The sequence below is a fragment of the Anaerobiospirillum sp. NML120511 genome (assembly GCF_023050955.1).
GTDB lineage: Bacteria > Pseudomonadota > Gammaproteobacteria > Enterobacterales > Succinivibrionaceae > Anaerobiospirillum.
In genome coordinates this window covers 1-16,372 of sequence record NZ_JALKIK010000065.1, presented here as the reverse complement: position 1 = coordinate 16,372, position 16,372 = coordinate 1, and the positions used below count along the sequence as shown (strand labels likewise).

Annotated in this window: 7 protein-coding genes; 2 read left to right on the top strand and 5 right to left on the bottom strand. The window is 49.5% G+C overall.

Annotated features, from left to right (window positions below):
• The 5 genes from MXE39_RS12115 to MXE39_RS12095 all read right to left on the bottom strand — a co-directional run.
• Window positions 1-3,163: FimV/HubP family polar landmark protein (locus MXE39_RS12115; RefSeq protein ID WP_281503494.1), on the bottom strand; the 3,163-nt coding region annotated here is incomplete at its 3' end.
• A gap of 1,399 nt (window positions 3,164-4,562) precedes the next feature.
• Complete coding sequence (locus MXE39_RS12110) at window positions 4,563-5,573, bottom strand: Asd/ArgC dimerization domain-containing protein (RefSeq protein ID WP_246977150.1); 1,011 nt, start codon at window positions 5,571-5,573, stop codon at window positions 4,563-4,565.
• 341 nt (window positions 5,574-5,914) lie between these two features.
• Window positions 5,915-7,543 (bottom strand): methyl-accepting chemotaxis protein, encoded by a 1,629-nt coding sequence (locus MXE39_RS12105; protein WP_246977151.1) that lies wholly within the window; start codon window positions 7,541-7,543, stop codon window positions 5,915-5,917.
• A gap of 2,765 nt (window positions 7,544-10,308) precedes the next feature.
• Complete coding sequence (locus tag MXE39_RS12100; protein ID WP_246977152.1) at window positions 10,309-12,057, bottom strand: methyl-accepting chemotaxis protein; 1,749 nt, start codon at window positions 12,055-12,057, stop codon at window positions 10,309-10,311.
• A gap of 1,557 nt (window positions 12,058-13,614) precedes the next feature.
• The gene (locus tag MXE39_RS12095) at window positions 13,615-14,004 is read right to left on the bottom strand and encodes a S24 family peptidase (RefSeq protein ID WP_246977153.1); all 390 of its coding nucleotides are present in this window, start codon (window positions 14,002-14,004) and stop codon (window positions 13,615-13,617) included.
• 596 nt (window positions 14,005-14,600) lie between these two features.
• Between MXE39_RS12095 and MXE39_RS12090 the strand changes: the two genes are divergently transcribed.
• Both MXE39_RS12090 and MXE39_RS12085 read left to right on the top strand, forming a co-directional pair.
• Window positions 14,601-14,861 (top strand): HPr family phosphocarrier protein, encoded by a 261-nt coding sequence (locus MXE39_RS12090; RefSeq protein ID WP_246977154.1) that lies wholly within the window; start codon window positions 14,601-14,603, stop codon window positions 14,859-14,861.
• A gap of 284 nt (window positions 14,862-15,145) precedes the next feature.
• The gene (locus tag MXE39_RS12085; protein ID WP_246977155.1) at window positions 15,146-15,961 is read left to right on the top strand and encodes a DUF533 domain-containing protein; all 816 of its coding nucleotides are present in this window, start codon (window positions 15,146-15,148) and stop codon (window positions 15,959-15,961) included.
• Window positions 15,962-16,372: the final 411 nt, after the last annotated feature.

Here is a 16,372-nt window from a genome sequence, read left to right as displayed (position 1 = left end):
CCATGCCGCCCATGTCAGCGCCGGAATCGGCTGACAGATCGTCACCACCGAAGTCCATGCCGCCCATGTCAGCGCCGGAATCGGCTGACAGATCGTCACCACCGAAGTCCATGCCGCCCATGTCAGCACCGGAATCGGCTGACAGATCGTCACCACCGAAGTCCATGCCGCCCATGTCAGCACCGGAATCGGCTGACAGATCACTGTCGCCAAATCCCATATCGCCGATGGAGTCAGCTCCCAGGTCGCTTGAGCCGAAGCCCATGTCGCCTGTATCTGCACCGGAGTCAGCGGTTGCAGCTGCGGCTGCGCCGCCTGCTGCCATCATGCCAGCGCCTGAATCAAATCCGTCTACTGTTGGATCGATCTCAGGAATATCTAAAGCTGGGGCTGAAGAATTACCACTGTCAGGACCAAGTTCGTCAGCAAGTGCACCAAAGTCCAGACCACCGAGATCAGATGAGCTTTCGCGAGCATCCATATCGGCGCCGTAGTCTCTGCCAGAAGCCTTATCAGGAGCATTGAGCTCATCGTATAAGGACTTTTCAGAACCGGAGTCGCCCAGGCCTTCTGTACCGCTATTCTCGTTGACCGCAAAGGCGTCCCCTGCAGCTGTATCTGCCATGGCAGGGGTGCCATCGCGCTGGTCATCGTGATCAGCACTAGCCTTGATGACCTCTTGACTGGCTAGTGCATCAGTTTTTGGGAAGTCGTCACCTCCGGCAAAGCCGCCGTCATCGCCGAAACCGCCTGCATCACCGAAGCCACCGGCGTCACCGCCAGCGTCACCAAAGCCGCCGTCGTCGCCGAAACCACCGGCATCGCCAAAGCCACCAGCATCACCGCCAGCATCGCCAAAGCCGCCGGCATCACCAAAGCCTCCGGCATCTGCAGAAGCATCGCCAAAGCCGCCGTCGTCACCGAAGCCACCGGCATCGCCACCAGCATCGCCAAAGCCGCCGTCGTCACCGCCGAAGCCACCGGCATCGCCACCAGCATCGCCAAAGCCGCCGTCGTCGCTGCCAAAGCCACCGGCATCTGCAGAAGCATCACCAAAGCCACCGGCATCGCCGCCAGCATCGCCAAAGCCACCGGCGTCACCGCCGAAACCACCAGCATCGCCGCCGGCATCTCCGAAGCCACCAGCGTCACCACCGGCATCTCCAAAGCCACCGTCGTCGCCGCCGAAGCCACCGGCATCGCCGCCAGCGCCACCAAAGCCGCCGTCGTCTCCACCGAAGCCACCGGCATCACCGCCGAGGTCAACCTGGCTGGCACCTGCTTCACTCTGGTCGAGTGAATTGGCCCAGTCGTTATTTGCTGCATTAACTGCAGACTTGTCTAAAGCACTTGAGGCATTAGTGGCTGCACTGTCCCATGCAGCCTGGGCTTCATCTTCATGAGAAGCGGCAACTGCGGCTGCACCCATGGCAGCACCGGCGGCAGCAGCCCCTGCTACAGCAGCTTTACCTGCTGTATTTAGCGGGGCAGCGCTGGGCATCACGATCTCATCGTGGAAGTCTGGATTCTCTCCAGGCTTCTTGGATGAAGGACCGTCTTGGCCAAAGCTGTCGAGGTCGCCGTCATAGCCGCCATCAAAGTCGTCTTCCATGCCCATGTCATCCATTGGGCCGTCATCCATATGACCACTGTCTTCAACGACCTCCTGCTTGGCTGGAGCCTGCTTCTTGCGCGGAGGCTCATCATGCATCTCAGCAACAGGAGCTGATGCCAGCAGTGAGGAGATTTCCATATCGTCCTCATCCATGAAGTCTCCACCATCATCATCGTAGGTGTTATCCATGGCGCGCTGACGGCGCATACGGGACTTGAAGATAAACAGACCGATTGACATTAACAGGGCAAGTACACCAACAATCAGCAGTACCCACATTACTGGGCCGCTTTCAAAGTTGTTGGTACCGCCAACTGCAGGAGTACCAATAGGCATGGCCTGATCTTCAATACGGCGATCCAGAGTGGCCACGCTGTCGGCGGTCTCCATCTGGAAGCCTCTGATCTGCTCAACCTGCTTGTTGATCTTTGATAAGGAGGACTTCAGGTCAGTGTTTGACTGCTGGAGTTCTGCGATAACCTGCTCATAGTGGTTAATGAGTTCGCCTACCTCTTCCTTGGCAGTTACGGTAGCGGTGTCCTTGGCTACCTGAGCTGAACGCTGAATATTGTCATCGAGACGGCGGTAAATATCCTTCTGGGCAGTCTGGATATTACGCTCGGTCTTGTCGAGGAGGTTTTCGATAGCCTGGAGATCAAGGGAAGACTTAGCCAGCTCTGGGACCTTCTCGTCGGTCTTCTTGGCGTTTTCTGCCTGCAGCTGCTCGTCAGTAATGACTTCCTTGTCTATATCGTGGGTACCAGCCTCTGGAATAAGGTTTGGATTTACATCACGCAGCATGGTCTCGCGTGCAGTAAATACAGGCATGGCGCTTGGAGCAGCGCCGGTTAAATCCTGAGCCTGCATACCGATAGGGGTACGGGCATTGACTGCACCGACAGGACCTGCTGGAGTGTTGCCAGCCAGCTGTCCCTGACCTTGTGCGTTGAGGCCGCCCCTGTTAAGTGGAGGTAAGGTGGTAGTACCGTTACTTAACAGATCGGAGCCGGTCTGAGTCTGCTCAAGGGCCATCTCCTGGGCAACAGGAATGTTAATGGTGGTGCCGCGACGGATGTTGTTAACATTGCCGCCTTCGAAAGCATCACGGTTGTTACGATAGATCGAGGCTACAGCCTGGAACTCATTAACATTGTTGTGAGGAGCGGAATAGCGATGAGCAATTGACCATATGGTCTCACGTGGACCAACGGTGTGCTGAGCTTGGAAATTGGCCGGCAGGTTGGCAGGACGAATCTCCTGGGCAGCTGCATTGATCTGCTCTGCCGGAGTGGTAGGAATAACGTTCATGCCAGCTGGCTGCTGTGCAGGTGTCTGCATGGCAGGCGCGGCTGGTGCACGGGCTACAGGCTGAGGCTGTACCGGTGCTGCCGGACGTACAACAGGACGTGGAGCCGGACGTGCTGGAGCTGCCTCCATATCATCCGGACCTGTAATGCTGATGGAGAATTCCTCTTCAGCATGAACATATGATGTAAAAGCCAGAAGACCGGCCATTACCAATGTCGATAAATGCTTGTAAAAGCTCATAAATACCACCAAATCTTCATCACAGTGATGAGGCCTGCCAATTTACTGACAAGCAAACCATACGTCTTATATGCAATAACCATGCACAAAAGGCCATATCTGTCCGCATCCGTGATGGAGACAGACAGAAAAAGCTTATGCATGACTGAGCCTGCAAGCGCAAAGCTGCAGACCTTATAACAGAAGTATGGATTTGAAATATGGGAGCAGACTTGACCTTCAGTACCTGTTGATGTCTTAAAAGAAAGCACAGACGTACTGCATATGTGTACGACGTTAAGCTCTTCGTGAACGTGCAGGAAGGATAATAAAGCTGCATTCAGGGCTCTGTGCCCAAAGGCACAGGCAGCTGTGCCTTCAGGCACAGTGCCGCTGGAGCTGCCCTGACGATGAGACTGACCCTCATGCCAGCAACTTGTGTCTGATGCCACAATAAAAACCGACGGACAGGCCGTCGACAAAACTCTGTTCAGACCTCAGGACCACAAAGCCATGAGGCAGAAATGCTGCTGCAGAAAAGAAATGGAGTATATGCCCAATATGCTCATGGTCAGGACCTGTAAACGTGTACCAGACAGTCCTAAAAACGGGTGATTCCCCATTTTTATGGGAGTCTGGGACGCATTAGCCCCTGTAAACACAACTCTCTCCTGAGCTGCATGCAGATGCTGAACTGACTGCCTTCTCCCCTGTACCAGGTGGTACGAAAGGCGGGCATTTTTCAGCAACTGCCGATGACAACAACAGGGCTTTATTTTATCCGTGAACAGCCTTAATTCCAAGAAAGACAAAGACACAAAAAGCGCTCCAATGCGGTATTGGCGCGCTTTTCTTACCGAAAACAATATTCTTAAATTGATGAATATTAACTTACTTTACCCCGGATACAGGCCTTTTGTAGCTATGGGGTTAAAAGAAGAGCAAAGTCAAAACAATACTGGTCAATCACAGTGGGGTACGGTTTTCGCCACCGTGGAAAAAAACAGGCTTTTATGTCACCTGTGACAGTTGTCATGTTAAGTGCACCATCAACGTGCACAGCCTGTCGGACGCTGTCGGATACAGTCGGGCACATCCAGACGCAGCCGGAGGCAGTTGGACTCAGCCAGAGGCAGTCGGACACAGTCGGACGCAGTTGGACGCAGTCGGACGCAGCCAGAGAGTTCACACACAAATTTCCGCTCAAATATCACAACTGTATTTACTGACAGCGTTTTATCCAGGCGGCACTTGCGCCAGGTCGACAGTATTTCCCGGCTTTCAAATATGCCAGGAATTTAACACCCAGAAAAGATAAAGGCCTTACCGTGTGGCAGGCCTTTATTCTGGAGTAGAGGTGGAGCAGGTACTTAACCTGTCAGCCCCTCAGCGTGATCCTTGCGCATGCATAACCTTGTTATCAGCGCTTGTTGAGCTCTTTCTGGATCATGTTGAGCAGTTCCAGGGCACAGCCGGCTTCACCATGTCTGGTGTTGTCCATGACACAGGTAAAGTCAAAACAGCAGCGGCCCTGCTTGCGGATACGAGATATGTAAATCCTGTTGTCCAGCTCGGCACATGATACCGGAGTTACCATAACCTTATCATCAAGCTCATCTTCAAAAGCAATGGCCGGGGATTCGCTTAAGGTCTTGCGGAAGTCTTCCAAACTGCAGTCCTCTTCAAGCTCGACATGAATGCTCATGGTATGACCATAGAAGGTTGGGACCTGAATGCAGGTAAGGGAAAGACCGCTGACAAAGTCTTCCATAAGGGATGCAGTCTCATTGCGAACCGTCTTTTCCAGCTCGGAAATACCGTCAGAATCAATCTCCCCCATACGGGTATGGATATTAAAGGCCAGCTGAGCCGGGAAATCAGCCACATCAATGCTCATACCATTGAGCAACTGTGTGGTCTCACGGGCCAGGGTCTGAGTTCCCAGTTCACCATGCTCTGATACGGCCACCATGGCGGTTACAACAGCATTGCCAATGCCGTAGGTATCGTGCAGAGGGTTGAGGGTTGTGACCAGCTGGGCTGTAGTAGCCAGAGGAACGCTGGCCAGTTTCTTAATCATCACTTTGGTAATGTCATAAGGGTTAACATCACCAAGCACTACTGGAGCAGCATCAGCACCGGAAAACAGATGACTGTTATCGACCACAATGCAGCCGGCGGCCTGAGCCTGAGGAATGAGGCGCTCACTTTCATCTCTGGTAGTCAGAAACAGAGCCACGTCGGCCTTGGAGAACTCAAACTCGTCAACGCAGGAAATGACATGATTTTTGCCACGCAGAGGCACGGCATCATACTCTGCTGACAGAGGGCTTAAAGGATAGAACTCATCGATTGCAAGCGCAGAATCCTCAAGACCTTCAAGTACCAGTTTGCCTACAATGGTGTCATAGCCGTAAATTGCCAGTTTCATCAAATTTCCTCACAGGCCTGACCTCAGGCCTCAACAAAAATCACATCCAAGTATACAACCTCAGTCAAGCCCCTGTTTCCTGCCCTGAATACTGCCTGCAAAGTGCAGCTGATGACACACAATCCCTGCAGCTGGACAGCACCAGGTGTGTGCCTCGTCAGCAGAGCACAGGATTGGCGCCTTGAAGAAGTTGAGCCGACTGAAGACTGGCAGTGCAGTTTTCAAAGATAAAAAAAGGCCCCTGACGGGGCCTGAGATATAGTTGGTTCCGACATCCGTGCCATGAATTTCAGGGGTGATGTTCAGGCAGGGAGCGATAACCTAAGCGCATAAAAAACTTATCAGTGGATGGTTGAGCCCACAGTTGAATCGGCACTGTGAGTACGCTCAAGCTCCAGATCAGCTCTGTCAATACGATCGGAATCAAGTGTGAAGAACTCGAGTTCCTTTAACAGAGACTGGATGAGAGAGTAGCAGTAAGCAGAAACGTCGGCAGCGTTGCCGGATACATCGACTGACTGCTGAGCCATCTCGGAAATACCCTGCATATTGCATGAAATCTCTGAAGTTGCAGAAGTCTGCTGAGAGGCTGCCTCTGCAATCTGAGCAATCTGCTCATTAACATTGGTTACGGAATCCACGATGGTGTTAAGAGTCATCTCAAGCTCGTTGGCTTCCTCAGCCATGGACTCCATCTGCTCTACAGAGCTGTGCATTGAGTCAGTTGCATCCTGGGCATCACTCTGAATGGTAGCCACCATGTCGGAAATTTCCTTGGTGGACTGGGATGTGCGGCTGGCAAGAGCTCGAACTTCGTCAGCTACCACGGCAAAGCCTCGACCGGCCTCACCAGCACGGGCGGCCTCAATTGCAGCATTAAGAGCCAGAAGATTGGTCTGGGCTGCGATATCATCAATGGTAGACACGATAGAACCAATGCGCTGGCACTGCTCAGCAAGACGTACCACCTTGACGGCATCATCCTTGTTGTATTCTGACTGCTCCTTAATGCGTGATACTGTAACACGCACCTTCTCCATACCTGCAAAGGTGTCCTGACGGGTATTTTCAGAGGTTTCCTGAGCATTAAGACAGTTACGTGCAATGTCAGAGGTAGTAGAAACCATCTCATCAGCTGCTGCAGCTACGGTGAGTGCACGGGTTTCAGACTCGGAAGCTCCCTTGTTAATAGCCATTGAAGACTCGTTGAGGGAGTGTGACTGTTCCTCAAGCATCTTTGATACAGCAATGGTACGGGCTACAGTGCGGTTAAGGGTCTTGGCAATAGAGTCAAAAGACAGGAAGATGGCGCCGATTTCGTCGTTATGAATGACACTGGTATCAATCCCCAGACGGAAATCACCCTGCTCAAGCTTATGAGCCATGGTAACAATCAGGCTGGTGTTACGGGAAATGTACAGGTACAGGGATGCTGCGAAGACAATGGCCATAATTACGCCCACTACTGTTACCACGGCAGTGATATACAGAATATGGGTCATGTCCATTTCATCAATGGCGTCGCCAAGGAATGAGGTATAGGAAACTACCAGAGAAGCCATGTTGGAGTTGGCTTTTGAGGAGTAAGGCAGGATATCAGACAGGAAAGACACCTGGGCTGCATCGTATTCGCCTGACAGCAGCTGTTTTTCAAAACGGGAGCCCTGAATGGACTTGACCAGAGCAAACATACTGTCACGGGTCTCACGGGCCAGCTGCTCCTGAATCAGCATGGATACGCGGTTGGAGGTGTCTTTGAGTTTCTGAACATCGTCAAGACCCTTTTTAATCATCTCAGGGTTAGGAGCTACCTGAAGACGGTGAAGCCATGCGTGAACTGCATTGTAATTGAAGTAAACCTGATAGGTACCCTGCATCTCCTTGTGGATGATGCTGCGCAGCCTCTTCTCAGAGTTATTGGTAGTTGTGATTGAGTACAGACACATGCTGGCAATCACAATTGACAACATAATTACAAAGCCGAATCCGGAGTAAAGCTTACCCCGCAGGCTCAGATTTTTTAGAAAACCCATTACATACCCCTCAATGTACTGAATATGCTGTTAGATCAGACGTTGTATAAGCTCATTGAGCGGCCAGATTCATACTTTTGGACCACATCAAACAAAACCACCAGGTCAGCCTGAAAACTGCTCCCGGACCTTTCTTATAAACACGCCTAAATACGTTTGTACACAGCCGCTTGCTGACTGAAAAAGTGCAGGGCGGTGCAGCTGCTCCTTGTACAACACCGCAAATCAAACAGATTCACATGTTGCTGTTTATTGAATCTGAAGCTGTTTGACCGCAGCAGCTACAGATCAGTGATTCTTTCCTTCTTTATACGCAGTAAAGAAATCCTTTTGCCCGACGGTCATGCAATATCAGCTGAGAGGTTAAAGTTCAGGATTACTTTCAGGAAAGCAACATGCTTTCATTGCCCTTGTTCCTGATTGAGGCGGCCTGCCTCCATAAACAGTTTCAATCCTGCCAGGTGGATTGACTGAACATTCTGATCTGCCGTGAAGACATACCAGATTCTCTCATGGCTACTGATGCTGGACTAAACATCAGGTTTAACTGCACGTGCATTTTTCGTGCATATGTGCAATAGCACAGTATATATTACACGTCTGTAAGTTCGTACAGTTATAAATAATTATGTTATTCAGTACCGGCTGAACATGGTCAGCCTTTACATAAGAGCATCAGGGAGCAAGCCATGATGTTCAAAGTAGCTGGTGGCTCCGTCTGTCTGAAAACTACTTGCAGCTTCCCGGTACCATGCGTGTTTAGGGCTCATGCATAGAGCTGCTGAAACAAAATGACAGGTATTAAACCCTGATAATGCAAATGCGTGCCACATGACATTTGCGGTACCAGACCGTGCAATCTACACGTTCAGGCAAGGTTACATGCTATAGGACAAATCACCTGTCAGGCAAGCGATTGTGTCTGTTGCATAACAGTTCTATGAGCATTCCCCAAAAATTGCATTCCAAATGTGCAAAATTTTCGCAACTGGCATGCATTTTGACGAGCTCATAATAAGGCTCACACTGCTGTAAACCTCATATGCATCTCTATGAGACTCATCTGAGCAGCCCCTGTTTTAAACAGACAGTTAAGTGAAAACAGCAGCTGGTAAAGAACAGCGGTTTTCAAGGTGCATCAGCCCCAAGGTGAACTGCCGTACTCATTTTGCACAGATCTCAATTGAGCCGGACAGGTCAGTGAGTGCAACCTGTTTACAGCTAAGGCACTGCTGATCAGGCATGTGATCCTGTTGATGCCAGGATCCTGATATCAATTTGGCCAATATGCCATTTATATCGGGATCAGCTCAGATTAATGCACAGCCTGTGCTTAATAAGATGCTACAGATCAACAAAGTAATCTGATGTGCACTGTCCTGATATAGCTACTGCATCTGTACAGTGCAAATGCATTTATATATCTATATATAACTGCCAGAGTTTATGTACAGAACGCTGCCTTCTGGCAGCTTCTAATTTCAACTGATAAGAGCAAAGATTTACATTTTAGACTGAATCAGAAAACAGTCAGTAGTGTACTGAAAAGCGCTGGCCATGCATGATGCCTTAAATTTGGCACTGCGGCCATAATGCGACTGGCGCATAATATCTCAAGAACAAACAAATACCGAATAATGCGAAAAAAATTCCTGTAAACGGCCTGAGCATATGGCCTGGACAGAAATTTAAAGACACTGATTCGATACCTCTTCATACCAGCCTATAAATCCCTGGATAACGATATAACAGCTTATGAAAGGATCCTAAGCAACAGCCGGGCCAAATATCTAATGTACCTAAAACATTAACAGGACCAGGAGTTAAGTCTGCTAATATATTGTTGTCAATGCATCATGTCAGTGTATTACATAGATGCCTGCATAATACTGTATGTTCAGCACTGAAGATGTATACACGAGGCCTTTGCAACTATAACTGATGAAACATGCTAATAAAAGATGATTGTGCTTAAATTTCACATATTTTGTCCAGAAGCACTATGAAGGTGAGCACATGGTCTAACCTTAATCAGACTCAAACTCTTCTCAGGAAACTCAGTGAAGCTAATACAAAAGTCACAATCAACTAACTGATGACAGATTACTGCACCATTGCCTTACAGATAAATGAAAGTCCAGGAAACACATGTCAATCCTGGGAGCAAAAGCCAGCCGCTGGCACAAAGGCAAATCCAATCATCCACGGCGGGGCGGAACGTTGGAGCAAATATTAGTAGCTGAACCAGCATATTGGGATACGAGTTTGAAGACAAGGCCATTGCACAACATCAGGCAGGATTAGCTATAAGTCTTTTTATCTGGCTCTGAAAGCGTTTTGAAAACTGATACGGAAGAATGATCGTCTATGACTGTTAACATGGCTGAATCCTCAGTCTGAGTACAGGCATGGTAATGACAGTGCATACTCAAACAAAACGCCATGAGGTTTTGCTGGGCGGAGGTGGTGATACGGGCAGGTATTTGCTGGCGGTTATGGTAAGGGCTTAGCTGGTATGGGCCTATGGGATGTGCTGTGTTGATGGGCTTGCAGTCTGCAGCGCCACAGGATGGCGGGCAGGCAGAGGGGGTGAGATTAAGTGGTTGCTAAAAAAAGGGGTACTCCTGAGGAGTACCCCTTTTGTGTGTTTGGCTTGCCTGACTGAAACATGTTCAGATCAGACAAAGTTTTTTAGTGATCTGTTAGCGCTGTGAACCATCCGGGACGGCGTTACCAGCTGCGGCTGATGCCTGTGCAGCTCTGGCAGCATCGTTGACCTTGCGGTCGATATCGTGGGTGTCGATTCGCTTGAAAGTCAGATCCTCCTTGCGCAGCTGAGATTCATCAAGAGTGAAGAAATCCAGCTCATCAAGCAGGCCGTCAATAAGGTTGGTACAGTAGGTAGCAACATTGCTTGCGTTGCCGGCTACATCTACAGACTGCTGAGCCATTTCGGAAATACCCTGCATGTTGTTGGAGATTTCTGAGGTAGCATTAATCTGCTCTTCTGCGGCAGATGCAATCTGGATAATCTGATCGTTAACGTTGTTAACAGCGTCACGAATGCGGGAAAGAGTCTGCTCGAGCTCGGAGGCTTCCTCAGCAACCAGGTTCATCTGCTCAACAGATGCATTCATGGAACTGGTTGCAGCTTCAGAGTCAGCCTGAACGCCTGCAACCATGGCAGAGATTTCCTTGGTTGAAGATGCGGTACGGCTGGCAAGGGCACGAACTTCGTCAGCTACCACGGCGAAGCCGCGACCGGCCTCACCGGCACGGGCAGCTTCAATGGCAGCGTTAAGAGCAAGCAGGTTGGTCTGAGCGGCGATGTCCTCAATGGTACCAACAATGGAGCCAATCTTCTGGGACTGCTCAGCAAGTTTGATAACCTTCTCAGCATCGGTACGGGTATTTTCAGCCTGTTCCTTAATGCTCATTACAGTAGCACGAACCTTGTCCACGCCCTTGTTGGTTTCAAGACGTGCACTTTCTGAGGTACTCTGGGCATCGTGACAGTTCTTGGCTATATCAGAGGTGGTAGACACCATCTCGTCAGAGGCTGCAGCTACGGTCAAAGCACGGCTTTCTGTGTCCTTAGCGCCGGTAATAACGGCGTTAGAAGCGGTGTTAAGGGTCTGAGCGTTGGTGTTTAAGGACTCAGAAATGGCAATGGTACGGGCAATAGCACGGTTTAAGGTAAAAGCAATATCCTTGAAGGACCTGTAAATACGACCAATCTCATCCTTATGGATATCAGATTCTTCCACATGAATATTGAAGTCGCCGCGCTCGACCAGCTTGGAGAACTTGAGGATGTTCAAAGTGCTGTTAACGATATAGCTGTACAGTACGTAAGCAAAGAACAGAGCAATGATAGTACCTACAATGGTCAAGGCCAGGGTGGTGTAAATATGATGAGTCATGTCCAGATGGATTACATACTGGGTAACCTCATTGGTGTAGGAATAAATGAGGTTGGACAGGTCCTTGTTTGACTTTGAGGACCATGGCAGCACTTCCTTCAGGAAGACGTCATCTGCTTCCTTGTATTTTCCGGCCTCAAGCAGAGGCTTGAACTGGGAGTTCTCGATAGAACGGACCAGACTGCTCAGGTCATTGAGAACTTCTGATGTCAGAGAGGCAAAGTGATTCTGTGGAAGACCCTTTGCTACCATGTCCTCAAGAACCTGAACCTTTCCAAGACCGTCAGAAACAACCTTTGGGCTTGGGCTCACCTGCAGCACGTGCAGCCATGAGTGAACATCATTGTATGCAACGTGCATTTTGAACACTTCAGCCACGTCATTGGTAATAAGATTACGAATCTCATTACCTACACGTGAGGAACTGACCATGGAATACAGTGCGATAGTGGCCACGCTGAATGCAACCAGAATCACGAATCCGAATCCTGATAGCATCTTTCCCTTGATGCTAAGCTGCTTAAACATAGAAGCTCCTAAAATATAAGCTGAAGCACAGGCTCCAACAGCCAAACAGATAAGTTTGAGGTACTACCTCAAAGCTGCACTAAAAAACTCTTAACTCCTGTCCGGCACAACCGGACACCTCCTGCATTCAATATTGAAGCGGGAAAAGGGTTACATAACTGAAAAACAAAAACAGGCTGTCCCGCAACTTCAATGCACAGATGCAGGTTTTGCCTGAAGAATTCTGATGTTCTTACTAAATGGGGCAAAGAATTACCTTTATGACACATTTAAAAAGGTCGTGTCATATGTATTTCTTCACCGGCTCCGCATAGAGCTGCCATTAAACAGCCTTTCCATTACGCCTGCACGGGACGTGGGAACAAAAAATTACAACAATTACGCATTATTATAATCCTGTATGATTTCTTTCTGCATAAAGTTGGCCATCTTGCGAATCTGTTGGGACTGTTTAGTTTCAATAACGCATCCGTATACGTATACGTATACGTATACGTATATTTGCAGGCCCGTAAATAAAAACAGACAGGATAAGAAAGAATGCCCTTGTAAAATCGTATAAGGTCTCTGGCATGCTCAGAGCATCCGACATATTAAATCTGACAGATGAGATAACAGAAAGATAAATAGAACTGCCTTATGCTTTTTAATTAACTCTCAGGAAGCGGTCCTGTATGCATGGACAACAGCAGGTAAGTTGTCCCCTCGGGACTGCTCACCCCCGTCTGCCATAAACTGAGTACGCTTTCTAAAAGTATTAAGTATGCGTATCACCTGATGGGTGAGTTAACACACAGGTTACAAAAGTAAATGTATCCTTATTATTGTCCTCTCCGGATTTGAGCGCACAGGAGTCAATCGAGTTGAGCTCGATATAACTGGAGAGCCTGAACACATAAACAGTCTGTAGCGTTTCCACAGAGCAGATTTGCAAGGTATACGTGCAAAATCCAAGCATGTGAACATTCAGCTGAGCAAAGATGCGTGCTCGATAACGTCATTAGTTAATTAGCTGAATTATATAGGTAACAATAATGACAATGCAAAGAAAACAGAACCGTATGTATCTTCTGCCCTGCCATCTCTACAAGCCTCATGGACAGGCCAGTTGCAAAAGGCGCCATGTTACCACAGACATAAATTAAATTTTCCCATAATCTTATCCGATCATACACCACTTGCATCACGTTTTTCAGAAAATATAGATATGCATTTTTCCATGAGATGCAGGCCATAATGCACGGACACATCATATCCGTGCTTGTTTGACCAGGATGCCATGTCACAAAATTCCTGCATCTATACTCACTCAGGGCGGCTTTGTCATCATCTCGGTTTATAAAATCACACCCAATAACATACCTGGCGACCGAGGTCATAAGCGCACCAGTTGCGTTACGGACCTGGCCGCAGACCGCCATGCTGGTGCATCCCTCATGATATCCATAATCATTGCTGCTCAGCCATGAAGACCGGCTATGATTCCCCATGCTTAATACTTTAAACCAGGTGCCACAATCACACCTGTATTACAGCCTTTCCCTGGCGTTAACGGAACTAATCACGCCGCATCTTGCGAAACACGGTAGCCACTACTCCAAATACCTCAAACTCAGCTTGTCCCATGGGTCCGTAAGGCACAACCCTGTCCTGGTTTTCCTTATGCTCATACTCATGTGGATAGCAGAAATACCGTATGGCAAAGCGTCCCCTGCTTCTTATAACCACCAGCTGTCCACTGTCGGGAATGAGGTCTCGCCTGACCACCACATAATCTCCCTTGCATATACCAGCTTCCTTCATTGAGTCAGAGGACATTGCAAATATAAAAGAACCTGGCTGTCCTACGGTAAAGATTTCATTAAGATCTATCTCTTTTACCTCACCTGGATGCAGCTCCTTTTCTTTTTCTTCGCTGTGGTTAACCAGCATGCTCTTGATGGTCATTGCATCTCCTTAAGGACCATGTCCCCCTGCCCATGTGCAGGACGCGCTGCCTATGCAGGCATAGGCGCCATGCCCAGTAGTCCAGCCGCCCCTGCAGGCATAAGCGTCATGCCCAGGCGTCCAGCCGCCCCTGCAGGCATCAGCTTCTTGCCCAGGCGTTCAGCCGCCACTGCAGGCATCCGACATCATGGACAAACAGCCAGCCCCCTGACAAGAATGTGGTTGCATGCCAAAGCCACCTGTTGCACTGCAAACAGGCAGCAATACAAATGTTCCTTTTCTTTCAAGTCGCTGGCTCATTCTGACAGCGCGTGCCTCCTCAAGTGTCTCCGCAAGTCACTTAAGTCATCCGGACATGGCAACATCACTGGCCTTATACAGCCATTGTTTCGGGGCTAATTGTATGCAAAGTGATTAATAGCAAGGCTATTTTTAGTTTTTGCGCTCTTTTGATTGTACAATATCCAAATGTCTGCCCCGGCCAGCTCATAATTGTTTATGCGAGACTATGTTTCAGACAGGCTGGTGGCCGTTACCTGCAGCCCAGGTGCAACAGTGCACCTCCGAGGGCTCAATAACTTCAGGACTTTATTCAGATGCAAGAATTCATCTACACCATCAAAGATCGTGATGGCATACATGCCCGTCCAGCTGGCGTTCTCATCAAGGCCGCCAAGGGCTACCAGAGCAAGATTACCATTGAGGCTCACGGCAAGACCGCCGACCTCAAGGGCGGTATCTTTGCCCTCATGGGTCTGGGCATCCGCTGCGGCTGGGAAGTAAAGGTCACCGTCGAAGGCGACGATGAACAGGTTGCAGCAGTAGAGCTCAAGGAGCTCTTTAACCAGACCATCTAGTCTGCACCCTGCCTACGCAGTCCTTCCGGCATCGACCGGAAAATGAACACAGCGCCCTGAAACCGGAGGAAAACGGCTTCAGGGCGCTGTTGTTTCAGGAAGTCATGAACCGCTGACTGTAAACTGTAAGCAGCACATGCAAACACGGTCAGACGCATATTAACATTGGTAAAATTGTGCAGATCGTCATCTGTATCAGGGCAAAGGGACAAATGCTAAGTCACAGCTAAGCATGTAGGGGCAATAATTATGCAGCAATCAACACTTTATCAATAGGGGGCAACATGAGCGACCTGTTTAACAAGCTCAAGGACGGAGCCAGTGCTCTAGGCAAGAACATTCCAAATATGCCTAAAGGCATGGATTCCAAGGCAGGCATGTTAGGCGCTGCCGGTGTCGGCGGTCTGCTTGGCGCTGTATTTGGCGGTTCCAAGAACGTAAAGCGCACTGCCAAGAATGTTGCCGTAGTGGGCGGTTCTGCAGCTCTGGCTGCCCTTGCCTATAAGATGTATCAGAACTGGAGCAATGGCAGGAGCTCAGGCCAGGGACAGGCCCCGGCCGGAGGCTATGGTGCTTCTGCAGGCGGCTATGGCTCTGCCGGTGGTTACGGTGCCCCAGCAGGAAACGGTGGTTATGGAGCCCCGGCCGGTAACGGAGGTTACGGTGCCCCTGCTGGAAACGATCCTTTTGCTGACTTCAACTCTCAAAACTCCCAGCAGGAAATGCAGATGCTCGCCAATGAAGGAGGTCGTCTGATTATCGAGGCCATGATCTTCGCTGCCCGCGCCGACGGCCATATCGACGCCCAGGAGCAGGAAATGATCATGACCGCTGCCCGTCAGATGGGAGGAGACACCAATAACATGATTCGTGAGTTCCTGAGCAAGCCTCTGGACCCACGCGAGCTTGCCTCCAAGGTCAGAAACCGCGATCAGGCTCTGGACATTTACCGCCTCTCCGCTGCTGCAATTGTAGCTGACAACAACATGGAGATGCGTTACCTCAATGATCTGGCAGCAGCCCTGCAGATCGACAATGCTACCCGTGCCCAGCTTGATAACGATGCCAGCCAGCTGCGTCTTCAGATGAGCGGCCAGTAGACTTCATCACGTAATGCCCCTTATAACAGCTAATCCTGGTGGGCTTTTACCAATAACAAAATGCATTGCTCCATGAGCAGGAGTATTGCCTGCGCAGGCTGTGCTGCAGCCATATCTGACGCATGAATCAAAACCCTGCGCAATTGTGACAACAAAGCCGAAAGTTCACAAAGGGGATGGCCCATGAATGAGCCATCCCCTTTTCCATGTTTACAGTTGATAAGGAATAACCCCGTCAGCTCCCCATCATCAGTAGCTGACTACCTTTCCCAATGACAGTTTGCCGTACGTACTAAATTTATGTGGGGTGTGATGCTGGACCTGATTTCTTTAAGATTTCTGCATGTTTATTAACAAGCAGGAGACTTATATGGGTGTTAAAAATGAAACACCAGTAGCTTCTTGTAAACG

Bases quoted from the DNA above. Each gene is read 5' to 3' on its own strand.
- MXE39_RS12110 (WP_246977150.1), bottom strand. From the start codon at position 5,573: ATGAAACTGGCAATTTACGGCTATGACACCATTGTAGGCAAACTGGTA.
- MXE39_RS12105 (WP_246977151.1), bottom strand. From the start codon at position 7,543: ATGTTGTCAATTGTGATTGCCAGCATGTGTCTGTACTCAATCACAACT.
- MXE39_RS12100 (WP_246977152.1), bottom strand. From the start codon at position 12,057: ATGTTTAAGCAGCTTAGCATCAAGGGAAAGATGCTATCAGGATTCGGA.
- MXE39_RS12095 (WP_246977153.1), bottom strand. From the start codon at position 14,004: ATGACCATCAAGAGCATGCTGGTTAACCACAGCGAAGAAAAAGAAAAG.
- MXE39_RS12090 (WP_246977154.1), top strand. From the start codon at position 14,601: ATGCAAGAATTCATCTACACCATCAAAGATCGTGATGGCATACATGCC.
- MXE39_RS12085 (WP_246977155.1), top strand. From the start codon at position 15,146: ATGAGCGACCTGTTTAACAAGCTCAAGGACGGAGCCAGTGCTCTAGGC.